The organism is Adlercreutzia muris (assembly GCF_008831045.1).
GTDB lineage: Bacteria > Actinomycetota > Coriobacteriia > Coriobacteriales > Eggerthellaceae > Adlercreutzia > Adlercreutzia muris.
The window spans coordinates 52,093-74,861 of the sequence record NZ_WAJS01000010.1; the positions used below are offsets into that span (position 1 = coordinate 52,093).

A 22,769-nucleotide genomic window follows, 5' to 3' on the forward strand; every position below is an offset into this window, starting at 1 on the left:
GCGGCTCCTTTTTCGCGCCGTTCTCTCCAAACAGTTCCCCAACAAGCGACCGCGCGGCAGGACAGCGGGCGGTATCTGGGCTACCATAGGCCGGTAACCGACGAACAAAGGGGAGCTCATGCTGAAAGCCGTTGAGATCAAGCCGGATGTGTTCTGGGTGGGCGGTGTGGATTGGAACGAGCGCAACTTCCACGGCTATACCACCGAGCGCGGCAGCACCTACAATGCCTACCTCATCCTCGATGAGAAGATCACCCTCATCGACACCTGCAAGCGCCCCTTCGTGGGCGAGCTCATCGAGCGCATCGGCACCATCGTGGATCCGGCCAAGATAGACTACATCGTGTCGAACCACGTGGAGATGGACCACTCCGGCGGCCTGCCCGAGATGGCGGCCATCGCGCCGAACGCCACCATCGTCACCGGCGCCCCCAAGGGCGTGGCGGGGCTCACCGCCCATTATGGCGAGGGATTGAACCTCCTGGGCGTGAAGACCGGCGACACGCTGAACATCGGCAAGCGCACCCTCACCTTCGTGCAGACGCCTATGGTGCACTGGCCCGATTCCATGGTCACCTACGACGAGTACGACCAGATCCTCTTCTCCAACGACTCCTTCGGCCAGCACTACGCCTCCTCGAAGCGCTTCGACGACGAGGTGGGCCTGCCCGAGGTGCTCGTTCAGGCCCAGAAGTACTATGCGAACATCGTGATGCCCTATGGGAAGAACGTGGAGGCGGCCCTGAAGGCCCTCGCCTCCCTCACCTTCGACATGATCGCGCCGGCCCACGGCATCATCTGGCGCAGCCACGTGCCCGAGATCTTGGCCATGTACCGGAAGTGGAGCAGCGGCGAGCCCGACGAGTATGCGCTCGTGGTGTACGACTCCATGTGGCACAGCACCGAGGCCATGGCCGTGGAGATCACCGAGGCCTTTGTGGAGATGGGCATCCCGGCGCGCTTGCTCGATCTGAAGGTGAACCACATCTCCGACATCATGGCCGAGGTGCTGATTGCCCGCTACATCGCCGTGGGCTCACCCACCCTGAACAAGACCATGATGCCCACGGTGTCGGCCTTTCTCTGCTACATGCGGGGCCTTGCGCCTGCGGGCCGGGTGGGCCTGCCCTTCGGCAGCTACGGTTGGGCGCCTATGGGTCCCAATGAGGTGTACCAGCAGCTGGAAAGCTGCAAGTTCACTCTGCCCGAGGCCCCCTTCACCCATCAATGGGTGGAAGACGGGGAGGGCTTGAACCACCTCCATGACGCCGTGGTCGACTTCGTCTCCCTGTTCCACGACAAGGTGCAGTAAGAAAATAGGGATCGGCTCTTTCTGCGAGCTTGGGCGGGAGCGGCAGCCGTGCGGCGGGTAAAAAAAGGAACTCCCGGTGTGGGGAGTTCCTTTCAGGTAGGCTCTTGCGGTGCCGTAAAACTCGGGGAGCCAGCGAGCGGGGAGGGGAGGGGATGCCGGCTCCCGAGCAGATCGGAATGGACTGCCTAAGCTGGCGCTCCTCCCGTGCTGGCGCCAGGCCCGCCCTCGCCGCCTGGGGCTCCAGCGGCTCCGCCGCCTTCGCCCGGAGGAGGTCCTTGCATGCCTTTGTCGGACTGCTTGATATCGGCGTTTCCAGAACCCAGGGTGCAGTAGCGATTGAAGTCCTCGGTGGCCAGAAACTCGCCCAAAGTGTAGCCCAGGCACAGGCACATGCCGATGGACACGCCGTTCATGATGCCGTTGTAGCCCATGGGGAAACGGCCGCCCGAGGTGTTACCACAGGCGAACAGGCCCTTGATGGGCTCGAAGCCCTGGCCCTGCACCTGCTGGCGACCGGTGACGAGCAGGCCGGAGGTGGCCACGAGCGAGCCGCCGCCCACGCGCTTGCCGCAGGGGTATCCGTAGAAGGGGCCTTGGCTGATGGGCCACATGGTCTCGGGGTCGCGGCCGAACTCGGTGTCCTCGCCTTTGTCATGGGCGGCGTTCCAGGCCTCCACGGCAGCGAGCGCGTTGGCCTTCACGCCCTCTTCCATGCCCATGAAGTCGCACAGCTCCTCCAGGGTGTCGGCGCAGTACAGGAATTTGCCCGAGGTATCGTCGCCCTCGGCGCCCGAGTCCACGGCGGCCTCCATGGTGGCCTGCACGTTGGCGATGGTCTCCTCGTCCCACTCCTTGGGGGCAAGATGTCCCGCCAGCTGATTGAGGAACACCTCTTTCCAGTCGGCGCCCCAGATAAGGTAGGCGCGGTCGCCCGGCTCGCGAGCACCGGCGCAGCCGGACAAGAGAGGGCCGCCGAAGGCCTCGTTGCAGTAGCGCTCGCCGTACTTGTTCAGCCACAGGCACTCGATGCCCTCCATAGGGGACAGGGGGATGAAAGCGTGGCTGCCCATGTCGCCGCCGGTGGCGATTTCTACCTTGGCGCCGATGCGCATGGCCATGGCAATGCCGCTGCCGTCGCGACCGGACATGGCAGCGCAGTCCTTGTACTCGCCCAGCTCGTAGTTCTCGCGGCAAATGGCGTTGTACATGGCGGAGTTGCTCCCGATGTCGCCGCAGGCCAGCACCACGGCATCGCCGTTGTACTGGTGGTATTCGCCCGTGCCGGAATCCTGGGCGATAACGCCCGTTACTTCGGTGCCGTCCTCGTTGTGCACGAGGCGCACGGCGGCCTGGCCGTAGATGAACTGAGCTCCGGCGGCCTTCGCCTTCTCCTGGGAGCGCTTGACAGCATCGGTCATGCCCACGGAACCCCCGAACTGGCAGGTGCCCACGTAGGAGGTGAAGCCATTCTTCTTGTAGTTGTAACCATCAACCACGGGCCAATTGAGGGGAATGAGCTCGTCTTTCTCCTGCTCGGTATAGCCGTCGATGAACCAGTCAAGGGCCTCGCCGGAGCGGTTCGCGAACTGGGAGAGCAGCGTGGGCTGGGTGCGGCCGGCAGCGTACATCTGGTACTCGTTCATGAAGTCGACGACGCTGTACTTCGGAATGCCTACACGGTCGAGCTGCCAGGAGGAGTTCAGGTGGCCGATGTCGTTGCCCAGGGCACTGAAGGTCTCTTCCGGCTGCATTTCCACGACAACCACCTTCTTGCCCAGCTCACTCGCGCGTCGGGCCACAGCGGTGCCTGCATGGCCCGCGCCGCAGACGATGATGTCCGCGTCGGTTACGCTGACAATGGCGTCGGCGGCTATCTCCGGCTCTTCGCCAAGCCATCCGGCGCCGAGCACCTCGCCCATGGTCTTGCCCTCGTTGCCAGTGGGCGCTGCTGCGCCCGTGGCGGCCATGGCCGGATCGTCGGCTGCGCCCCTGGCCGCAGCCGACTCCTGGGGGCTGCATCCCGCGATCATGCCGGCGCTGGCGGCGCCCAGGGCAATGGCCCCGGCACCGGTTAGGAAGTTGCGGCGGCTGAGCGGAATGCGCCCGCGGCCATCGGCGATGTCGCCGTTGCGATGGTTCGTCATACCCCATCCCCTTTCCTTCGGTTCTCTCGTTGCATCCATGGCAGCCGCCCTTGGGACGGCTTTCGGTGACTATGCCCCGTTCTCAGCCTCCGATCCATACCGATGGGATGGTGAAATGATGGGAAATCGCCTCACCACGAGAAGGTGAATTCGGTGTTTTACCTGATAAGAGCTTCAGGTCATTTTCGATGCCAGGGAAGGTGCCAACGTTATAATGCTAATGGAATGAGGCGGGCGCAATTGCAAGGGAGGAGCGGGCTGTGACCGAGGAGAGGAACAACGGTGCCGCAGGGGATTCCGATTCGGGGGTGCGCGGAAGGCGGGAGGGCGGCGGACGGATCGCCGGTGCCCCGGATGCCCGATCGACCCGGGAACCCTTCCTCTCCGTTTCTCTCTGCGGGGCTAAGGGCCGGCTGCTCTTCGGCTTCGCAGCTTTCGTCTCCTGGACTAATCTGCTCATTTGCTTCGAGGGGCTTCTGCGCGACAGCGTCGCCTACGGTGGCGGGGTCGTACACGATCCGTTTCTCGTGGGTGCTTGCGTCACAGCCGCCCTGTTGCTCGTTGTCGCCGCATTCAGGCGTGCGGGCTCGCAGGGCGGGAGGGCTGCTGTCTCCCGTGTTCGTCGGCGACTCCCCGTTATCGCAGCCAGCGCGGGGGCGGTTTGCGCGATAGCCGCCGTGTTGCTCAGCGCCATCGCCGTCTCCAACGGTCCCCATATATGGTTCTTGGCGACGATCCTGGGGGCGGGCGCTGGGTGCTTCGTCGCCTACTTCACCTTGGCCTGGGGGTCGGTCATCGCCGCCTTCGATATGCGCGACATCCTCGCTGTGCTCTGTGCGGCGCTATGCCTTCAATGGGCGCTCTTCGTGCCCGTGGTTCTTTTCGGCCCCGAGGTAAAAGTTGCCCTGGCCGGCATATTGCCCTTCCTGTCATGGGGGTGCTTGCGCGGCTTCGACGACGGAGGCGTCGAGGAGGGTTTGCCGAGAATCGCCCCTTGCACCCCTAGCGGCAAGGGGACCGAATGCTGCGACGGCGTTGTCCCGCGCTTGTCTGCCGCGCTGTTCTGCTTTGCCCTCACGATTGAGTTTGTATGGACCTGCAACGTGGTGATGACAAGCGAGCCGCTCGACGAGGGGCTGTTCTGGCTTGTCTACGTCTGCGTGCTGGGCGCGGCGGCTCTCGTCATGGGTATCATTCTGGGACTCATGGAGCGCTGGCGGGCCTATCGCATGGAGCTATTCTACCGCACGGCGTTCGCCTTTGCCGTGGTGGGATCAGTGGCGCTGCCCTTGTCCTATCACCACCTGTTCTTTTCCTACGCCGTCGTCTATGTGGCCTACGCGCTTATTACTGCAACCATGTGGATGCTCGCCTGGGCGGTGATGCTTATGAGGAAACGGGCCCCGTACCGTGTTATCGGATGCGTGTTCGGTCTTCAGTTTCTCGCGTTACCGTGCGGATTTGCCGCCGCTAAATTCATGCAATGGTATGCGGCAGCCCAGGCAGACGCTGATCTGCTGCCCTATGTGGGGTTCGTTGCCGTGGTAGTGCTCGTGGCCGCTTACGCGTTCCTCTTGCCCGAGCGCGTGCTGCTCTTGCTTTCACCGCGGCTCTTGAAGCTATCCCATGAGTCCCTCGATGACCGCTGCCGCGATGCGGCCGCCGCCTTCGGTCTTACTGAGCGGGAGACCGAGATATTCATGTTGCTGGCGCGCGGGCGCGATGTGGGTTATATCGAGAAGACGCTCTTCATTTCCCGCAACACGGTGAATACCCACCGCAAGAATCTCTATCGCAAGCTCGGCATTCACACCCAACAGGAGCTGCTATCCCTGATCGAGGATAGCTTGGGGTAGGGCCTGCTTCCTGCGGGATAGAGGCGAGTCATGGGGGCACCGGCCAGACGCTTGGCCGACTAACGGCAGCCAGGACGCTCCTTACCGAGGGTTCGTGAATCTATCTGGGGAGGGGTAGCGTCGAGAGAGAGGTGACTGTCTGTTCCCGAGGGCATTTCCTGCACAAGAAAGGGCTCCCCGCAGGGAGCCCTTTCTTGCTTCGATGCATTTTCCTCGTGCCTAGTAGCGCACGTACACCATACCGGAGTGAACGCCGGAGACCTTCACCACATCGCCGGAGCGGGGGGCGTGGATCATCTGGCCATCGCCGATGTAGACACCGCAATGGTGGCTGTTCACGCAGATGTCTCCGGGCTTGGGATTCGACACGTGGGGCCAGCCCATGAAGGTGCCCGTAGTGCCCAAGCGCGTATGGCTGCCAGAGAGGCAGTAGCTCACGAGGCCGGAGCAATCGTAGGAGTTCGGGCCTACGGCACCCCAGGCGTAGGGCTTGCCCAGCTCGCCGTAGGCGCGATCCACCACGGTGTTGCCGGAGACGGACTGCGGGCGGTTGTTGTTGGAGCTGGAACCGCCTCCACCACCAGAACCGCCGCCGTTGTCATCGTCGTCGCTGCCGCCCCCACCGTTGTTGCCGGAGTTGGAGTTCTGCTGCTCGCGACGGGCAGCCTCCTCGGCCTCGGCCTGGCGCCGGGCCTCTTCCTCGGCAGCCTGGGCGGCAGCGCGAGCGGCGGCCTCGCGGGCCTCCTCCTCCTGGCGCAGCAGCTCGGCGGCCTCGGCGGACAGCGAGTTGTAGGTCTCGGCCATCTGGTCCACCAGGACCTCGGCCTCGGCCTGAACGGCCTCGGCCTCCTTGGCCTTCTGGTCGGCGACATCGCGCTGCTCGGTGTAGACGGCCTTCTCGGACTCCACCTCGGCTCGCAGCGTCTTGGTCTCCTCCACCATGTCCGCGTCGTTCTGGTTCATGTCGTTGAGCAGATCCCAGTTCGAGGCGAAGGCCTGGAACGTGGTGGCGCCCAGCAGCAGATCGAGGAACGTGGACGAACCGGAGCGGTACATGGACCGGGCGCGATTACCCAGATGATCCTGCAGCTCGCTGATGCGGGAGGAAGCGGTGTCGATGCGGCCTTGGGCCTCGTCCATGCGGGCCTGAGCGTTATCGCGCTCGGTGCAGGCGTCGAAGTAGGCATCGGAGGCCCGATCGAGCTTCTCCTGCATAGCGTTGAGTTTCTCAAGAGCAGCGTTCGCCTCGGCCTGCTTCTCAGCGGCCGTGACGGCGAGAGCCGGAGTGGGGGTCAGCGTCGGCAGGCATAGGGAAATGCCGAAGACAGCGGCGCCGCCGACAAAGGCACGTCTGCTAAAAGGGCGTGTATGCTCACTCATATAGTGTGACCTCCTGGGGAGCATCTGGTGCGTTCAGTGCAAACTAGTTTGTGTATCATAGCACGCCACGGCCATCTTCACGTCCCTTCCAGAAGGGATTCACAATAGGAAACCTCCTGAAGGCAGCCTCGCGAGCCCCAATGGCCACCTCAAGCTTATATATAGTAGGGACGAAGGCGCGTCGTGGGATTTTGGGGAGGAATGATGGAGACACGCCCGGGGGCGTGTAAGTGGTTGACACGTTCGTTGCCGTAGCGTATTATTCCGTTCGCTCGCTTGTTCCGGCGACGGATGCAAACGGGCGGCAGCTTGAAAAGTACACATGAATTCAGCGCCGAAATGGGCGTGTGCCCGAGTGGTTAAAGGGGACGGGCTGTAAACCCGTTGGTTATGCCTACCTAGGTTCGAATCCTAGCGCGCCCACCATTTCGCCTGCGTAGCTCAGTCGGTAGAGCACTTCGTTGGTAACGAAGAGGTCACCGGTTCAAGTCCGGTCGCAGGCTCCACCTGGCGGTGTAGCTCAGTTGGTCAGAGCACACGGTTCATACCCGTGGCGTCACTGGTTCAAATCCAGTCACCGCTACCATTAGATTTACCGCGCCCTCCGGGCGCGTTTATTTTGTTGAAATCGAATCGCCACCACCCTTGAAGGAGGATGAAACATGGCTAAGGAGAAGTTCGAGCGTTCCAAGCCGCATGTTAACATCGGTACCATCGGTCACGTTGACCATGGCAAGACGACGCTCACCGCTGCCATCTCCAAGACCCTGTCTGACAATGATGGCTCCCACGGCACCGCTAATGCCGACTTCACCGCCTTCGACATGATCGACAAGGCCCCCGAGGAGCGCGAGCGCGGCATCACCATCTCCATTGCTCACATCGAGTACGAGACCGATACCCGCCACTACGCTCACGTGGACTGCCCCGGTCACGCCGACTACGTGAAGAACATGATCACCGGTGCTGCTCAGATGGACGGCGCTATCCTGGTCATCGCTGCCACCGACGGCCCCATGGCCCAGACTCGCGAGCATATCCTGCTCGCCCGTCAGGTGGGCGTGCCCTACATCGTGGTTTTCCTGAACAAGTGCGACATGGTCGACGACGAGGAGCTCATCGAGCTCGTCGAGATGGAAGTGCGCGAGCTTCTCGACTCCTACGAGTTCCCGGGCGACGACACCCCGATCATCCGTGGCTCCGCTCTGAAGGCCCTCGAGGGCGACAAGGAGTGGCAGGAGAAGGTTTGGGAGCTCATGGACGCTGTGGACTCCTACATCCCCACCCCCGAGCGCGACGTCGACAAGCCGTTCCTGATGGCTGTCGAGGACACCATGACCATCACCGGCCGCGGCACCGTTGCCACCGGTCGTGTGGAGCGCGGCGTTCTGCACGTGAACGACCCGCTGGAGATCGTCGGTATCCGCGAGACCCAGAACACGGTCTGCACCGGCATCGAGATGTTCCGCAAGCTGCTGGACGAGGCTCAGGCTGGCGACAACATCGGCTGCCTGCTCCGCGGCATCAAGCGCGAGGAGATCGTGCGCGGCCAGGTTCTCTGCAAGCCCGGTAGCGTGACCCCGCACACCGAGTTCGAGGGCCAGGTCTACATCCTGACCAAGGAAGAGGGCGGCCGTCACACCCCGTTCTTCGATGGCTATCGTCCGCAGTTCTACTTCCGCACCACCGACGTGACCGGCGTGGCTCACCTGCCCGAGGGCACCGAGATGGTTATGCCTGGCGACAACGTGACGATCAAGGGCGAGCTCATTCACCCCATCGCCATGGAAGAGGGCCTCAAGTTCGCTATCCGCGAGGGTGGCCGCACTGTTGGCTCCGGTCGTGTGACCAAGATCTTCAAGTAAGCTAGTCCTTACGCATCGCTTCACCGAAAGGGGCTGTTCCTCAGCCGAGCAGCCCCTTTCTTTCCAGCGCTTCATGTGTATCATCAATCCTGCATTTTGGTTTTATAGGTAAAAGGAGAATTCATGCGTACTCTGGTCACCCTGGCCTGCACCGAGTGCAAGCGCCGTAACTACACGACCAAGAAGAACAAGCAGAACAATCCTGACCGCATCGAGTTCAAGAAGTATTGCAAGTGGTGCAACAAGCACACCCTGCACAAGGAAACCCGATAAGAGGTTAGGTTCTGAAACAGGCATAGGCCAGTAGCTCCAATTGGTAGAGCGGCGGTCTCCAAAACCGCATGTTGGGGGTTCGAGTCCCTCCTGGCCTGCCAGCTTGTTTACGTGAGCAGCCTAGAGGCTGCTTTTTTGGCGATTAGAGAAAAGATATTTCCGTAAGGAACCTCATGGCTAAGAAATCAAAGACACAGAAGGCAAAGGCTTCCGCTGCCCGCCAGCAGCGCAAGGTCGAGCGCGAACTCGAAGCCGCTAACCCCCAGCCGGCCAAGGCCGAGGAGGCGGCACCCGAGAAGAAGGGGCTGTTCAAGAAGAGCTCCGATGCCTCTGCGTCCTCCGATAGCGGCAAGCCCGCAAAGAAGGCCGAGGAGAAGCCGAAGAAGAAGCGCTTCCAGTTCCTTCGCGATGTGAAGGCTGAGATGAAGCGTGTCACCTGGCCGACCCGCACCGACGTCCTGCGCTGGAGCGGCGTGGTCGTGGTGGCCCTGCTGTTCTTCGGTATCTTCGTGGCGATTCTCGACAACGCGATCATCACGCCGTTGCTCGTGCTGATCTCTGGCATCTCTCTGGGATAGGAGCTAGAACCAATGGCTAAGAAGTGGTATGTGCTGCACACCTATTCCGGTTACGAGAACAAGGTGAAGAGCAACCTGGAGCAGCGTATCGAGGTCATGGGCCTCGAGAACAATGTCTTCGGAATCGAGATTCCCACCGAGATGGTCACCGAGATCAAAGAGGGCGGCCGTCGCGTCGAGAGCGAGAAGAAGGTGTTCCCGGGCTACGTGCTCGTGCGCATGGAGCTCGACGACCGCAGCTGGGCTGCGGTGCGCAACACCCCCGGCGTCACCGGCTTCGTGGGCAGCCAGGGCAACCCCCAGGCGCTCACCCGCGAGGAATACAACAAGATCATGAAGCGCACGAGCCGCGAGGCTCCGAAGAAGACCTCCTCCAACCTGGAGGTCGGCCAGTCGGTGAAGGTCACCCACGGCCCCCTTGCCGAGTTCGACGGCACGGTGTCCGAGGTTATGCCCGAGGCCGGCAAGGTCAAGGTCATGGTCTCCATCTTCGGCCGCGAAACCCCCGTCGAGCTGTCGTTTGACCAGGTGGCCAAGATCTAACTGTGCGAGCACTTTGACTCGAGGGGCTGTGCCCGCGTGGACCGGGGCTTCTCGCGAACCTCGAGTTTTTAGTGATAGAGAAGTAGTAGTCGATTCATCTGAAAGGTAGTCACAGATGGCTGACAAGAAAGTCACCGGATTTGTAAAGCTGCAAATCCCCGCCGGTGCCGCTAACCCGGCCCCCCCGGTTGGTCCGGCCCTTGGCGCCCAGGGCGTCAACATCATGCAGTTCTGCCAGGCGTTCAACGCCCAGACGCAGGACCAGGCCGGCACCATCATCCCCGTCGAGATCACCGTCTACGAGGACAAGTCCTTCACCTTCGTGTGCAAGACCCCGCCGGCGGCCGTGCTCATCAAGGAGAAGCTCGGCATCAAGAGCGGCGCCGCCATTCCGCAGATTCAGGTGGCCGGCACCCTCACCGAGGACCAGCTCCGCGAGATCGCCGAGATCAAGATGCCCGACCTGAATGCCAACACCATCGAGGCCGCCATGGAGATCGTGGCTGGCACCGCCCGTTCCATGGGCGTGCGCATCGAGGGCCGCGAGATGAAGAAGAAGTACGTGCCCAGCCGCAAGGTTGCCGCCATGCTTCAGGGCAAGACCGCTGAGTAGTTGCCAGGTATTTAGTAATCACAGGGCTTGCGACTGCGCAAGCTGAATCAGTGGAAGGGCTGGAAGCGCCCGCCATTACCACGAAAGGAATTGCAATGAGCAAGAAGTCCAAGAAGTACGTTGCCGCTGAGGCGCAGATTCCGGCCGAGCCGGTGTCCCCGCTGGCGGCCATGGCGCTGCTGAAGGAGATTTCCACGGCTAACTTCGACGAGACCGTGACCGGCGATTTCCGTCTGGGCATCGATACCCGTCAGGCCGACCAGCAGCTGCGCGGCACCGTGAGCCTGCCCAACGGCTCTGGCAAGACCGTGCGCGTGGCCGTGTTCGCCGAGGGCGCTGCCGCCCAGGCCGCCGAGGAGGCTGGCGCCGACATCGTGGGTACCGACATCCTCATGGAGCAGATCCAGGCCGGCGAGTTCAACTTCGACGCCGCCGTGGCTACCCCGGATCAGATGGGCAAGGTCGGCCGTCTCGGCAAGATCCTCGGCCCCCGCGGCCTCATGCCGAACCCGAAGCTCGGCACCGTCACCAACGACGTGGCGAAGGCCATCAACGAGCTGAAGGGCGGCCGCGTGGAATACCGCGCCGACCGTTATGGCATCGCCCACGTCATCCTCGGCAAGGTGTCCTTCACCGCCGAGCAGCTGGCTGAGAACTACGGCGCCGTCTACGACGAGATCCTGCGCATGAAGCCGGCCGCGGCCAAGGGCAAGTACGTGAAGTCCGTCACCGTCTCGGGCACTATGACCCCGGGCGTTGCCGTGGACTCCTCCGTGACCCGCGCCTACACCCAGGCTGCCGAGTAGCTGACACGCTTCTCTATCAGTAAAGGGAACCCCGCGACTGTTCCGGTCGCGGGGTTCTTTTGCGTTTCGGCCCTTAGGGCCGGCGGGATGATCGCTTCTGTGCGGATTTATCGGCCGGGTGAGGCTATGTGCCCGCTCAGAGTCGGAAAGTTGCGAAAGCGAGGTCTGCGAGGTCGAGAGCCGCGCCAAGCGGGAGCCCTATTCGCCGAAGAAGTCGTGGGAGACGCGCTCGTAGAAGGTGGCGCCGCCGGCGCGCAGGAGCGTGACGGGGTAGGGGGCGCACTGCACGTAGAGCTTCTCGAGGGAACGCTCGAAGGGAACGATCTCCCCGTCGACGAACAGGGTGGCGTCGCGGTAGTCTTCGGTGTCATCGAAGGTGACCTCGATGACGTCGCTGGCATCGGTGACGATGGCCCGGGAATGAAGGGTATGGGGGGCCAAGGGCACGGCTACCATGCCGGTGAAGCGAGGCGAGACGAGGGGGCCTCCAGCCGAGAGGGCGTAGGCGGTAGAGCCCGTGGCCGTTGACACGACGAGGCCGTCCCCGCGCATGCGGGCGACGTGGGTGCCGGAGATATCGAGGGACAGCTCGATGATGCGCCCGAGGGCGCCCCGGGTGATAGCCACCTCGTTCAGGGCGATGAAGTGACGGATGCCGGCCATGCCGCGCAGGTTCACGCCGAATTTATCTGGCGGCATCATGGTGCCGCCGATGGACACCGCATCGGGATCGATGGAGGCCGCATAGGCCTCCTCGCTGATTTCCTGCGGCGCGGAGGGACTGTCGTCGCCGTCGCCGTAGGGATCTGCCTCGCCCTCGCAGACGACGCGCGCGGCCAGGAGGCTGCGGCGCTCGGCCACCAGTTCTCCGGCCAGGGCCTCGGCCACGAGGGGCACGAGTCCGCCGTCTTCGGCGTTGGCGAGGAAGCCCAGGCGGCCGAAGTTCACGGGCAGGATGGGCACCTGGCGGTCGTTCAGGAGGTGCACTGTGTGGAGCACCGTGCCGTCGCCGCCGAGTACGATGGCCATATCGAGGCTCTCGGGCAGCTGGGCGCGGATAGCGGCTCGACCCTGGTCGTTGCCGAGGGAAGCGGAGTCGGCCACGAGGGCCCGCACGCCCTGCTCGCCCAGATAGGCGGTCAGCAGCAGCGAGGCATCCACAGCCTGCGGATTGGAGTTATTGCGCACAACGAGTATCTGCATAGGGCTTCACTTTCCCAACTTTGCTATGATTGTCGATTATACCCGATGGTTCCCTAAGGCGCGTTCATGCCAGATAAGCTCCAACGAGCACGACACATCAAGCCCCGCTCGGCCCCTGCTCCCACTGAGGCCCCTGCGCCCAGAGCGCGGGTGCGCCATGATGGCGGCGCGAAGCGTGCGGCGCGGCCCGCGCCGAGGGAGGGGAGAGCCGTCGTTCGGGATGGCGAGCCCGGGGCGGGCGCTGCCCCCGCGGCGCCCCTGCCCGACACCAATAATCCCCGTTGGCTGAAAGAGGCCCGTGAGCTGCCGGCCCGCGGACGTCATCGCGGCTCCGACAAGACGCTTGTGAACCCGCCGACCGATCCGGGGGCCACGGGGCTCATTCCCGTGGTGGGGGCCCATGCCGGGCTCGATCGCACCATTCCCTCGGCGGTGATGGAGCAGGCCATCCGCCAGCAGGAGGTGCTGGCCGTCGAGGAGGCGGCCGCTCCTGGCGCCCTGGCGGCCGAGACCGCCGTCCCCGATGCCGATGCCCGCGCCGAGTCGGTGGGAGCCAGTGCGGCCCTTATCTCCATCTGCGTCATCGCCTCGCGCATCACCGGCTTCGCCCGCACCTGGGCCATGGCCTTCGCCCTGGGATCCACCTTCGTGTCCAGCTCCTACCAGGTGGCCAACAACCTGCCCAACATGCTCTACGAGCTGGTTATGGGCGGCATGCTCATCACGGCGTTCCTGCCGGTGTACCTGTCGGTGAAAAAGCAGCTCGGCCGGGAGCGGGGCAACGAGTATGCCTCGAACCTGCTCACCATTGTGGTGGTTCTGCTCGCGATAGTATCGGTGCTCTGTGTCGTCTTCGCCGGCCAGGTCATCTACACCCAGAGCTTCTACTCGAACCAGGATGAGATGGCGCTCGCCACCTTCTTCTTCCAGTTCTTCGCTGTGCAAGTGGTGTTCTACGGGGCATCTTCCATCGTGTCGGGCCTGCTGAACGCGAACCGGGAGTACTTCTGGTCCTCCTTCGCACCGGTGTTTAACAACGTTATCGTCATCGCGTCGTTCATCTTGTACGCGGTGCTTGCGAGCCATGATCAGAACCTGGCCTACTTCGCCATCGCCATCGGCAACCCCCTCGGCGTGTTCGTACAGATGGCCTTCCAGATTCCCGCTCTCAAGAAGGTGGGCATCCGCTTGCGGCCGCGCATCGATCTGCGCGATCCTGCCCTGGTGGACACGCTGCGTCTGGGAGCGCCGGCCATCTTCGTGACCGTGTGCTCCTTTGCCACGGTGTCGGCCCAAAACGCCGCCTCCTACGTGTTCGCCGACAATGGGCCGTCGGTCATCGCCTACGCGCGGCTGTGGTTCACGTTCCCGTACTCGTTTCTGGCGGTGCCCGTGACCACCACCCTGTTCACGGAGCTTTCGGAGATGCAGGCCGATGGGAACGTGCGGGGGGTGGTGGCGGGCATCATCGACGGCACGAGGCAGATTCTGTTCCTCATGGTCCCCATGGCGTTGTACCTCATGGTGTTTGCTACGCCGCTCGTGACCCTGTACCATATCGGCGCCTTCACTGAGGACGCTATCGCCCAGATTGCCCGCTACCTGGCGGTTATGGCCGTGGCCCTGCCGTTCTACGGGGTGAACGCCTACCTGAACAAGATATTCAGCTCCATCCGGCGCATGGGCGTGTTCTCGGTCATCAACTTCATCGCCGTGGCGGCCCAGGTGGCCGTGACCATGGGCGCGGCGGCGGCCTATCAGGCCGGCTTTGCCGTCACTCTGGAGGCCATCGCCGCATCGACCATCGTTTCCTACGTGATCGGCGACGTGGTGGCCTTCATCTACCTGCGCTGGCACTATGGCCCCATGGGCCTGGGGGGTGTGGTGCGCTCGCTGCTGCTGGCCGTGGCCCTTGGTGGGGCCGGGGCGGCCGTGGGCTACGGGGTGCTCGTGGGGCTGTCGTTGGGCTTCGGCCCGCTGAGCGGCAGCGTGGGCCAGGCCTTCGCCTATATCGTTGTCGGCGGTGTGGCGGCCCTGGCCGTGACCTACGGGCCGGCGGTGCACTGGAACTGGCCCGAGGCCTCGTTCATTGCCGGTGCCGTGCGCAAGGTCGCCCGGAGGCTGCGGCGCTAGGAACGAGGGGCGCGATGGCCCGAAACCTGCGGCGCGGCGGCCGGCGAAGCGCGATGCGCCGGTGCCCGCCGTGCCTATGCGAGAGGAGGCGGCCCGTGGCCGTGAAGTTGAAATCGCCGGTCCAGATCGAGGCCATGAGGGAAGCCGGCCGCGTATCGGCCCTGGCCCTGCGCCGTGTGGGCGAGGCGGTAGAGCCGGGCATCACCACGGCCGAGTTGGATGCCATCGCCGAGCGGGTCATCCGCGCCGAGGGCGGCATTCCCGCGTTCAAGGGCTACGGCGGGTTCCCGGGCAGCATCTGCGCCTCGGTGAACGATCAGATCGTGCACGGGATTCCCTCGAAGCGCGTGAAGCTGCACGAGGGCGATATTATCTCCATCGACACCGGCGCCATTGTGGACGGCTGGGTGGGCGACAACGCCTGGACCTATCCGGTGGGGGAGGTGGCGCCCGAGGTGGCGCGCCTTCTGGCCGTGGGCGAGCAGTGCATGTGGGAAGGCCTGGCCGCCGCCTGCCCCAAGAAGCGCCTGGGGGACATCGGACACGCGGTGCAGTCCATGGCCGAGGCGGCGGGCTTCAGCGTGGTGCGCGAGTACGTGGGCCACGGCATCGGGCGGGATATGCACGAGGACCCCAATGTGCCTAACTTCGGGCGGCGCCGCACGGGGTTGAAGCTCCTGCCCGGCATGGTGCTCGCCATCGAGCCCATGGTGAACATGGGCACGCGACGCACCGTGCAGGGCGCCGACGGCTGGGAGGTGCGCACGCGGGACGGGCGTCCCTCGGCGCATTTCGAGAAGACCGTGGCCATCACCGAGGACGGCCCGGTTATCCTCACCACCGAAGAGGGCCACGTGCGGCCGGTGTAGGATTGTTCGCGCGTTCCGGCCGGCCTCGCTCCCGCCGTCCGCTGATCGCTGCTCTTCCTCCGAACGTGGCAACAGAAGCGGAGAAAATGATGCCCACAGGTCGGTACTGTCCCCGCATCGGTGCTGGCGAAGTGGAATCCGCTTCTTAACGGCCGCGTTCTCCGGAAGGCGCTCAGAGGCCGTCGGAAGCGAGGCCGGCCGGAACGCGCTGCTTTTTCGGTTAGTTCTCCTTGTGTGTATTCGCGGCTTCCACGAATGCCTTGAAGAGGGGGTGCGGCTTGCCGGGGCGGCTCTTGAACTCGGGGTGGGCCTGGCTGGCCACGTAGAAGGGATGGTCGGGAACCTCCACCATTTCCACGAGACGATCGTCGGGGGAAAGTCCCGAGATGACGAGCCCCGCCTCGGTAAGCCGGTCGCGATAGGCGTTGTTCACCTCGTAGCGGTGGCGGTGGCGCTCGTAGATGATGGGCTCGCCATAGGCTGCCTCGGCGCGGGTGCCGCTTACCACCTTGCAGGGGTAGGCCCCCAAGCGCATGGTGCCGCCCTTGTCCTCCACATCTTCCTGCTCGGGCATGAGATCGACGACAAAAGGCGTGCCCTCGGGCGCGCTGTCGGCGAACTCGGCCGAGGTGGCGCCCTCAAGGCCGCATACGTTGCGGGCGAACTCGCAGACGGCCGCTTGCAGGCCCAGGCAGATACCGAGGAAGGGCACGCCGCGTTCGCGGGCATAGCGGGCGGCGGCGATCTTGCCCTCGAAGGCCCGCTGCCCGAAGCCGCCCGGCACGAGGATGCCGTCCATGGCCCCGAGCACTCCCTCGGCGTTCGCGTCGGTAAGTTCTTCGCCGTCAACGAGATGCACGTTCACCTTGCGGCCGCAGGCGATGCCCGCATGCTCCAAGGCCTCGTGGACCGATAGGTAGGCGTCGGGCAGGCTCACGTACTTGCCCACCACGGCGATGTCCAGCTCGCCCGCGCAGGCATCCTTCGCCTTCAGGAAGGCGCGCCACGGAGCCAGCTTGATCTTGCGGGGCGCCAGGCCCATCTTCGCCAGGGTCGAGATGTCGAAGCCCTGCTCGTAGAGGCTCAGGGGCACCTCGTAGATGGAGGGGGCATCGGGGCAGGCGAGCACGTCGTCGGCATCCACGTCGCAGAACAGGGCGATCTTCTCGCGCACGCCGTCTTCGATGGCGTGATCGCTGCGGCACACGATGAAGTCGGGCTGCACGCCCAAAGACCGCAGCTCCTTCACCGAGTGCTGGGTGGGCTTGGTCTTCACCTCGTGGGCCGCCGCGATGTAGGGCACGAGCGTCACGTGGACGAACAGCACGTTGCCCGGCCCCATCTCCTTTTTGAACTGGCGGGCCGCCTCGATGAAGGGCAGCCCCTCGATGTCGCCGATGGTGCCGCCGATCTCGGATATGACGATGTCGGCGCCGGACTGCTCGGCCGCGCGGCGGATTCGCTCCTTGATGGCCTCGGTCACGTGCGGGATCACCTGCACGGTGCCCCCGAGGAAGTCGCCGCGGCGCTCGCGGGCGATGAGCGTCTGGTAGATGGAGCCTTGGGTGAAGTTGCTCTCGCGCGACAGGTTCTCGTCGATGAATCGCTCGTAGTGGCCCAGGTCCAAATCTCCCTCGTGGCCGTCCTCGGTGACGAATACCTCGCCGTGCTGAAACGGGCTCATGGTGCCCGGGTCCACGTTCAGGTACGGGTCCATCTTCTGCATGGTCACCTTATAGCCGCGCGCCTTCAACAGTTGGCCGAGGGACGCGGCGGTGATGCCCTTGCCGAGCGACGAGACAACGCCGCCGGTAACGAAGATGTGCTTGGCCATAAACCGCTCCTTCCGCCGCAGGTTCGCGCCCGGGCATAAAAAATGCGCCTTGGAGCGGCGCGTTCGCGCAACTCCCCAACGCCTGGCCAGCTTACAGCGCCAATGTTTCCGATATGAAACGCGCCGGCACTGTAACGCATCCGAAACATGGGCGAGGGCGTGTGACGCCCCGACAACGAGACGTTCATCGGGCGATGACGGATGGTGCGCGCTCAGTTCTTTGCGGGAGGGTCATCTTTAGACTGGGCGTCAACCCGATTTCAAGAGAAAGGACGTGCTTATGTCTACGCTGCTCGTTTTGGGCTACCCCACCGAGGAGAAGGCCAAGGAGGCCTACCAGGAGGTGCTGAATCTCGGCAACGACTTCATCGTGAACCTTCAGTCGGTAGCCGTGGTTGCCCGCCGCGACAACGACAAGTTCGACGTGGTCACCCCGGGTCAGCCCATTGGCAACTCCACCGTATGGGGCCTGTTCTGGGGCATGCTCTTCGGCCTCATCTTCCTCATCCCCTTCTGGGGCGCCGCCATCGGCGCCGGCCTGGGCGCGCTTACGGGCTTCTTCGTGAAGCGCGGTGTGGACGAGGACTTCCAGGACCGCGTGCGCAACCTTCTGACCCAGAAGGACGAGGCGGCTGTGTTCATGGTAGTCAGCTCCATGACCGAGGACAAGTTCGCCGAGGCCATGCGCCCCTTCGGCGGCGACATCCTGCAGACCTCCCTGTCCATCAAGGACGAGGAAGAGCTCAAGTGCGAGCTGGGCAAGTGCTAACCTGCTGAGCGCCTCGTTTGGCGGACGCGGGCCCGGCGGCCCCAGCGTCCCTCGCTTCACCATCTCTGGGCGTCGGCTTCGGTCGGCGCCTTTTCTTGTGGTAGCGGCTCTGTGCAAAAGCCGCGAACGCGATGATTTAACGGAGGCGAAACAGGCCCCTGCGCTATACTGGATCGGTCATCGACGCTGGCGGTTGCCGGTGCCCGCTCGTGGTCCCTGCCGCCTTGGCCCCATTCATGCGAAGGAGTGTCGCCCTATGCGCGAAGGATTCGACAACGACAAGTACATCGAGCTGCAGGCGGAGCGCATTCGCGAGCGCATCGACCAGTTCGGCGGCAAGCTCTACCTCGAATTCGGCGGCAAGCTCTTCGACGACTACCACGCCTCCCGCGTGCTGCCCGGCTTCAAGCCCGACACGAAGATATCCATGTTGCAGTCCATGAAGGACGAGGCGGAGATCGTCATCGCCATCAATGCCAACGACATCGAGCGCTCGAAGGTGCGGGGCGACTTGGGCATCACCTACGACGAGGACGTGCTGCGCCTCATGGACATCTTCCGCTCCATGGGCTTCAAGGTGGGCTCGGTCGTCATCACCCGCTACGCGAACCAACCCAATGCCGACCTGTTCCGCAAGCGGCTTACGGCCATGGGCATCACGAGCTACCTGCATTATCCCATCGCCGGCTACCCCAACGACATCGATCATATCGTGTCCGATGAGGGCTTCGGCAAGAACGACTACATCGAGACCGAGCGGCCACTTGTGGTGGTGACGGCCCCGGGCCCCGGCTCGGGCAAGATGGCCACCTGCCTCTCGCAGCTCTACCACGAGCACAAGCGCGGGGTCACGGCCGGCTACGCCAAGTACGAGACCTTCCCCATTTGGAATCTGCCGCTCACCCACCCGGTGAACATCGCCTACGAGGCGGCCACGGCCGACCTGGACGACGACAACATCATCGACCCCTTCCACCTGGAGGCCTATGGCGAGACCACGGTGAACTACAACCGCGACGTGGAGATCTTCCCCGTGCTGAGGGCCACTATGGAGCGCATCGCGGGGGCGTGCCCCTACCAGTCGCCCACGGACATGGGCGTGAACATGGCCGGCGTGGCCATTTCCGACGACGAGGCTTGCCGCGATGCGGGCAACAACGAGATCGTCCGCCGCTACTTCCAGACGGCCGAGGAAATCAAGCGCACCGGCACCGGCGAAGAGGCCCTGAAGAAGATCGAGCTTCTCATGAACCAGGCCGGCATCAACCAGAACCTGTCGCCGGCCCGTTCGGCGGCGCTGCTGAAGGAGGAGACCACGGGAGGCCCGGCCGGCGCCATGGTGCTGCCCGACGGGCGGGTGGTCACGGGCAAGACCGGCAATCTTCTGGGTGCCGCCTCGGCGCTGCTCATGAACGCGCTCAAGGGCGTATCGGGGGTGGACGACGAGCTCTACGTCATCTCCGACGAGGTGCTGGAGCCCATCTGCCATCTGAAGACGGCCCATCTGCGCAGCCACAACCCGCGCCTGCACTCCGATGAGACCCTACTCGCGCTGTCCATCTCCTCGGTGAGCAACCCGCTGGCCGCCGAGCTCATCGACAACGCGGACAAGCTGCGCGGCTGCGACGCCTACTTCTCGGTCATCATCTCGGCGGCTGATGAAAAGCTGTACCGCACGCTCGGCATCAACGTGTGCTGCGAGCCGAAGTACGAGCAGCACCGCTACTACCACAAGTAGCCGGCGCCCGTTCCGCTGATCATGGAGCAGCTTTTCTCGGACGGGGCCCTGACCGTGCCCTTCGGCGCCGACTTCTTCTCGGTGGCCGTGGGCGTGATCACCGGCGCCATGTTCGCCTGCGACCGCAAGCTGGATATCGTCGGCACCATCGTGCTCGGGCTCATGACCGCCTACGGCGGCGGCATCATCCGCGACCTTTTGCTGCAAGACGACGGGGTGTACTTCATGGAGCACCCGAGCGTTATCCTCATCTGCATCGGCCTGGCCGTGTTCGTGTTCTACTTCCGCGGGCTGTTCCGCCATTCGGGCCAGCTGCTGTTCTTTGCCGATGCCCTGTCGGTGGCCCTGTTCGCCTTGGCCGGGGCCAACAAGGCCTTCGCCTGCGGGGAGGGCTTCGTCATGGTGGCCATCTTGGGCGCGCTCACCAGCGTGGGCGGCGGCGCCCTGCGTGACATATCGGTGGGGGAGACGCCGGGGGTGTTCCAGCGGTCGAACTTCTACGCGGTGGCGGGCTTCGGCGGCGCGCTCGTGTTCGCGGCCATGGCCTTCGCCGGGGCGCCGCTCGTGCTGGCGGCGGTGGCCTGCGTGTTCGCCGTCGTGTTTCTGCGCTACCTGTCGGTGTACTTCGATTGGAAGACCGCCGATGAGGCCGACCTCACGCCAAAGGTGTCCCGCGGGGCCCATGTCGCCAAGGATTTCTGCGCCGAGATGTTTCGCCGCGCCACCCTGCACCGCAAGCGCGACTCGGTGGCACGGGCGCCCCTTTTCCGCAAGCGAAAGGACTAGATCGTGAAACCGCGCATTCTCATCGTGTACACCGGCGGTACCATCGGCATGACCGAGGATTTGGCCACTGGCGCACTGGTGCCCTTCAGCTTCGACCATCTTATGCGGAATGTCCCGAAGATCGGGCGGCTCGGCTACGCGCTCGACCACGTGGAGATCGACCCGCCCATCGACTCGTCGAACATGAACCCGGCCCATTGGGCCCAGGTGGCGAAGATGATCGCCGACGCCTACGACGACTTCGACGGCTTCGTGGTGCTCCACGGCACCGACACCATGGCCTACACGGCCTCGGCTTTGTCCTTCATGCTGCGCGGCCTGGCCAAGCCGGTCATCCTCACGGGCAGCCAGCTGCCCATCGGCGAGATTCGCGAGGACGGCACCGAGAACCTCATCACGGCCCTGCAGATCGCCGCGGCCCGCACCGGGGACGGGGCGCCCATGGTGCAGGAAGTGGCCATTTCCTTCGGGCGTCATCTGTGGCGCGGCAACCGGGCCATGAAGGTGAGCTCCACGAACTTCGGCGCCTTCGCCTCCTACAACTACCCGCCCCTGGCCGATATGGACCTGCATATCGTGTACCGCGAGCGGCTGCTGGCCCGGCCGGCGGCGGGCACGGCCCTGGCACCGCTCTACGCCATGGACGATGCCGTGGCCGTGGCCTTCCTGTACCCGGGCATCACCGAGGCGGCCCTGCGGCCCCAGCTTCTGGCTCCCGGCGCCAAGGCCGTGGTGCTGCGCACCTTCGGCGCCGGCAACGCCCCCACCGAGACCTGGTTCACTGATCTGGTGGCCGAGGCCGTGGGTGCGGGCAAGGTGGTAGTGAACGTGACCCAGTGCCCCGCGGGCGGTGTGGAGGAGAAGCGCTACGCCACCGGCGACGCCCTGGCGAAGGCCGGCGTGGTGTCGGGCTGCGACATGACCTGCGAGGCGGCCATCGCCAAGCTCATGCACCTGTTCGGCCAGGGGCTTTCGGCCACCGAGGTGGCCGCGGCCATGACGCGTCCCCTTGCCGGCGAATTGACCGTGGGGGAGTAGCCCTTACATCTTGTCGCGGGGATGGGCGTGGGCATATTCCTCGTGGAGGTGGGTGCGGTCCAGGTGGGTGTACACCTGTAAGGTGGACATGTCGGCGTGGCCCAAGATCTCCTGGAGCACGCGCAGGTCGGCTCCTCCCTTCAGCATGTGGGTGGCGAATGAGTGGCGCAGGGTGTGGGGGTGAAGATCGTAGCGGTTGATGGCCCGGCCCGCCTTGCGGACCAGGTTGAACACGCTCTGGCGCCCGAGGCGACCGCCCCGCTGGTTGAGGAACACGGCGGCCTGGGCATCGGCTCCGTTGCCCAGGGACGCGCCCCGGGCAAGGGTCGGGCGCCCCTCGGCCAAGTAGGTGCGCAGGGCCCGCTCGGCCGCGCCGGCGATGGGCACGATGCGCTCCTTGGACCCTTTGCCGAACACCCGGAGGAAGCCGTCGTCCAGGTACAGGTTGTCCAGGTTGAGCCCGCAGATCTCGCTGGCTCGCAGCCCGCAGCCGTAGAGCACTTCCAGAATGGCGCGGTCGCGCAGGCCGCTCGGTCGCTCGTCGATATAGGCGTCCAGCATGCGCCCCACCTCCTCGATGGACAGCACGTCGGGCAGCCGCTCGGCCGCTCGGGGGGCGTCCACGGCCTCGGCTGGATTGCCCGCGGCCAGCCCCTCCCGCACGAGGAACTTGTGGTAGCCGCGCACCGCCGAGATGCGCCGTCGCACCGTCGTGGCAGCCAGGCCTTCCTCGGCCAGACTTCCCTCGTAGGCGACGATGACCTCTCGGGTGACCCTGTCGGGGGAGTCTACGTCGCGGCTATCGAGGAAGGCGAGGTAGCCCTCTAAGTCGTGCCGGTAGGCCTCGGCCGTGCGCGGAGAGGCACCGCGCTCGATGCGCAGGTGAGACATATATTCGTCCAGGGCGTTCTCGAATTCGAACACGGCTCTCTCCTTAAGGCGGCTCCCGCTGCGCCGCGCCTTTCGTTTCGCGGACTCCTCCATTGTACCGATAGCGGCTCTTTTTGACGATCTGCACAGTTGCATCGG

The 22,769-nt window shown here is 64.4% G+C and carries 19 protein-coding genes and 4 tRNA genes; 18 read left to right on the plus strand and 5 right to left on the minus strand.

Annotated elements, in window-relative coordinates; translation table 11 throughout:
• Window positions 1-118: 118 nt before the first annotated feature.
• Window positions 119-1,312, plus strand: a complete 1,194-nt coding sequence (locus tag F8D48_RS04500; RefSeq protein ID WP_135970665.1) for an FprA family A-type flavoprotein — start codon at window positions 119-121, stop codon at window positions 1,310-1,312.
• A 185-nt stretch (window positions 1,313-1,497) separates the two neighbouring features.
• Here F8D48_RS04500 and F8D48_RS04505 read toward each other — a convergent pair whose 3' ends face one another.
• On the minus strand, window positions 1,498-3,456 hold the full coding sequence (locus F8D48_RS04505; protein WP_170272724.1) for an FAD-binding protein: 1,959 nt from the start codon (window positions 3,454-3,456) through the stop codon (window positions 1,498-1,500).
• A gap of 260 nt (window positions 3,457-3,716) precedes the next feature.
• Here F8D48_RS04505 and F8D48_RS04510 point away from each other — a divergent pair, with 260 nt between their 5' ends.
• Window positions 3,717-5,312: a response regulator transcription factor gene (locus tag F8D48_RS04510; RefSeq protein WP_151430116.1), complete on the plus strand. Its 1,596-nt coding sequence runs from the start codon at window positions 3,717-3,719 to the stop codon at window positions 5,310-5,312.
• 219 nt (window positions 5,313-5,531) lie between these two features.
• Here the strand turns inward: F8D48_RS04510 and F8D48_RS04515 are convergent, their stop codons facing one another.
• Entirely contained in the window at window positions 5,532-6,692 is a 1,161-nt protein-coding gene (locus tag F8D48_RS04515; protein ID WP_135970662.1) for a coiled-coil domain-containing protein, read from the minus strand.
• A gap of 341 nt (window positions 6,693-7,033) precedes the next feature.
• Between F8D48_RS04515 and F8D48_RS04520 the strand changes: the two genes are divergently transcribed.
• The 10 genes from F8D48_RS04520 (at window position 7,034) to rplA (ending at window position 11,370) form a co-directional block, all read left to right on the plus strand.
• Window positions 7,034-7,118 (plus strand) — tRNA-Tyr (locus tag F8D48_RS04520).
• A 4-nt stretch (window positions 7,119-7,122) separates the two neighbouring features.
• Window positions 7,123-7,198, plus strand: a tRNA-Thr gene (locus F8D48_RS04525).
• Window positions 7,199-7,201: 3 nt separating this feature from the next.
• A tRNA-Met gene (locus tag F8D48_RS04530) sits at window positions 7,202-7,278 on the plus strand.
• A gap of 76 nt (window positions 7,279-7,354) precedes the next feature.
• Window positions 7,355-8,557: an elongation factor Tu gene (gene tuf, locus F8D48_RS04535; RefSeq protein WP_028027409.1), complete on the plus strand. Its 1,203-nt coding sequence runs from the start codon at window positions 7,355-7,357 to the stop codon at window positions 8,555-8,557.
• A 123-nt stretch (window positions 8,558-8,680) separates the two neighbouring features.
• Window positions 8,681-8,830: a 50S ribosomal protein L33 gene (gene rpmG / locus F8D48_RS04540; RefSeq protein ID WP_016309183.1), complete on the plus strand. Its 150-nt coding sequence runs from the start codon at window positions 8,681-8,683 to the stop codon at window positions 8,828-8,830.
• A 24-nt stretch (window positions 8,831-8,854) separates the two neighbouring features.
• Window positions 8,855-8,931 (plus strand) — tRNA-Trp (locus tag F8D48_RS04545).
• A gap of 72 nt (window positions 8,932-9,003) precedes the next feature.
• The gene (gene secE / locus F8D48_RS04550) at window positions 9,004-9,408 is read left to right on the plus strand and encodes a preprotein translocase subunit SecE (protein ID WP_135970661.1); all 405 of its coding nucleotides are present in this window, start codon (window positions 9,004-9,006) and stop codon (window positions 9,406-9,408) included.
• A gap of 12 nt (window positions 9,409-9,420) precedes the next feature.
• Complete coding sequence (gene nusG / locus F8D48_RS04555) at window positions 9,421-9,951, plus strand: transcription termination/antitermination protein NusG (RefSeq protein WP_135970660.1); 531 nt, start codon at window positions 9,421-9,423, stop codon at window positions 9,949-9,951.
• Between the two features lie 115 nt (window positions 9,952-10,066).
• Window positions 10,067-10,564, plus strand: a complete 498-nt coding sequence (gene rplK / locus F8D48_RS04560; RefSeq protein WP_135970659.1) for a 50S ribosomal protein L11 — start codon at window positions 10,067-10,069, stop codon at window positions 10,562-10,564.
• A 95-nt stretch (window positions 10,565-10,659) separates the two neighbouring features.
• Window positions 10,660-11,370 (plus strand): 50S ribosomal protein L1, encoded by a 711-nt coding sequence (gene rplA / locus F8D48_RS04565; RefSeq protein WP_135970658.1) that lies wholly within the window; start codon window positions 10,660-10,662, stop codon window positions 11,368-11,370.
• A gap of 198 nt (window positions 11,371-11,568) precedes the next feature.
• On the opposite strand, the gene F8D48_RS04570 is transcribed toward rplA, so the two are convergent.
• Complete coding sequence (locus F8D48_RS04570) at window positions 11,569-12,573, minus strand: NAD(+)/NADH kinase (protein WP_151430117.1); 1,005 nt, start codon at window positions 12,571-12,573, stop codon at window positions 11,569-11,571.
• Between the two features lie 66 nt (window positions 12,574-12,639).
• Here F8D48_RS04570 and murJ point away from each other — a divergent pair, with 66 nt between their 5' ends.
• Window positions 12,640-14,706: a murein biosynthesis integral membrane protein MurJ gene (murJ, locus tag F8D48_RS04575; RefSeq protein ID WP_151430118.1), complete on the plus strand. Its 2,067-nt coding sequence runs from the start codon at window positions 12,640-12,642 to the stop codon at window positions 14,704-14,706.
• A gap of 53 nt (window positions 14,707-14,759) precedes the next feature.
• Window positions 14,760-15,575, plus strand: coding sequence for a type I methionyl aminopeptidase (gene map, locus F8D48_RS04580; protein WP_151430133.1), 816 nt, complete (start codon window positions 14,760-14,762; stop codon window positions 15,573-15,575).
• 220 nt (window positions 15,576-15,795) lie between these two features.
• On the opposite strand, the gene F8D48_RS04585 is transcribed toward map, so the two are convergent.
• A complete protein-coding gene (locus tag F8D48_RS04585) occupies window positions 15,796-17,409 on the minus strand; it encodes a CTP synthase (RefSeq protein WP_151430119.1) in 1,614 nt (537 codons plus the stop codon).
• 280 nt (window positions 17,410-17,689) lie between these two features.
• On the opposite strand from F8D48_RS04585, the gene F8D48_RS04590 reads away from it, so the two are divergent.
• The 4 genes from F8D48_RS04590 to F8D48_RS04605 all read left to right on the plus strand — a co-directional run bounded on the left by F8D48_RS04590 (window position 17,690) and on the right by F8D48_RS04605 (window position 21,740).
• Window positions 17,690-18,178, plus strand: coding sequence for a DUF1269 domain-containing protein (locus tag F8D48_RS04590; protein ID WP_016309174.1), 489 nt, complete (start codon window positions 17,690-17,692; stop codon window positions 18,176-18,178).
• 256 nt (window positions 18,179-18,434) lie between these two features.
• Window positions 18,435-19,916 (plus strand): DUF1846 domain-containing protein, encoded by a 1,482-nt coding sequence (locus F8D48_RS04595; RefSeq protein ID WP_151430120.1) that lies wholly within the window; start codon window positions 18,435-18,437, stop codon window positions 19,914-19,916.
• 21 nt (window positions 19,917-19,937) lie between these two features.
• Window positions 19,938-20,702: a trimeric intracellular cation channel family protein gene (locus tag F8D48_RS04600; protein WP_151430121.1), complete on the plus strand. Its 765-nt coding sequence runs from the start codon at window positions 19,938-19,940 to the stop codon at window positions 20,700-20,702.
• 3 nt (window positions 20,703-20,705) lie between these two features.
• Window positions 20,706-21,740, plus strand: a complete 1,035-nt coding sequence (locus F8D48_RS04605) for an asparaginase (RefSeq protein ID WP_205717324.1) — start codon at window positions 20,706-20,708, stop codon at window positions 21,738-21,740.
• A 3-nt stretch (window positions 21,741-21,743) separates the two neighbouring features.
• Here F8D48_RS04605 and F8D48_RS04610 read toward each other — a convergent pair whose 3' ends face one another.
• Window positions 21,744-22,664, minus strand: coding sequence for a site-specific tyrosine recombinase (locus tag F8D48_RS04610; protein WP_240806223.1), 921 nt, complete (start codon window positions 22,662-22,664; stop codon window positions 21,744-21,746).
• Between the last annotated feature and the right edge of the window lie 105 nt (window positions 22,665-22,769).

Bases quoted from the DNA above. Each gene is read 5' to 3' on its own strand.
- F8D48_RS04500 (WP_135970665.1), top strand. From the start codon at position 119: ATGCTGAAAGCCGTTGAGATCAAGCCGGATGTGTTCTGGGTGGGCGGT.
- F8D48_RS04505 (WP_170272724.1), bottom strand. From the start codon at position 3,456: ATGACGAACCATCGCAACGGCGACATCGCCGATGGCCGCGGGCGCATT.
- F8D48_RS04515 (WP_135970662.1), bottom strand. From the start codon at position 6,692: ATGAGTGAGCATACACGCCCTTTTAGCAGACGTGCCTTTGTCGGCGGC.
- tuf (WP_028027409.1), top strand. From the start codon at position 7,355: ATGGCTAAGGAGAAGTTCGAGCGTTCCAAGCCGCATGTTAACATCGGT.
- rpmG (WP_016309183.1), top strand. From the start codon at position 8,681: ATGCGTACTCTGGTCACCCTGGCCTGCACCGAGTGCAAGCGCCGTAAC.
- secE (WP_135970661.1), top strand. From the start codon at position 9,004: ATGGCTAAGAAATCAAAGACACAGAAGGCAAAGGCTTCCGCTGCCCGC.
- nusG (WP_135970660.1), top strand. From the start codon at position 9,421: ATGGCTAAGAAGTGGTATGTGCTGCACACCTATTCCGGTTACGAGAAC.
- rplK (WP_135970659.1), top strand. From the start codon at position 10,067: ATGGCTGACAAGAAAGTCACCGGATTTGTAAAGCTGCAAATCCCCGCC.
- rplA (WP_135970658.1), top strand. From the start codon at position 10,660: ATGAGCAAGAAGTCCAAGAAGTACGTTGCCGCTGAGGCGCAGATTCCG.
- F8D48_RS04570 (WP_151430117.1), bottom strand. From the start codon at position 12,573: ATGCAGATACTCGTTGTGCGCAATAACTCCAATCCGCAGGCTGTGGAT.
- murJ (WP_151430118.1), top strand. From the start codon at position 12,640: ATGCCAGATAAGCTCCAACGAGCACGACACATCAAGCCCCGCTCGGCC.
- map (WP_151430133.1), top strand. From the start codon at position 14,760: ATGCGCCGGTGCCCGCCGTGCCTATGCGAGAGGAGGCGGCCCGTGGCC.
- F8D48_RS04585 (WP_151430119.1), bottom strand. From the start codon at position 17,409: ATGGCCAAGCACATCTTCGTTACCGGCGGCGTTGTCTCGTCGCTCGGC.
- F8D48_RS04590 (WP_016309174.1), top strand. From the start codon at position 17,690: ATGTCTACGCTGCTCGTTTTGGGCTACCCCACCGAGGAGAAGGCCAAG.
- F8D48_RS04595 (WP_151430120.1), top strand. From the start codon at position 18,435: ATGCGCGAAGGATTCGACAACGACAAGTACATCGAGCTGCAGGCGGAG.
- F8D48_RS04600 (WP_151430121.1), top strand. From the start codon at position 19,938: ATGGAGCAGCTTTTCTCGGACGGGGCCCTGACCGTGCCCTTCGGCGCC.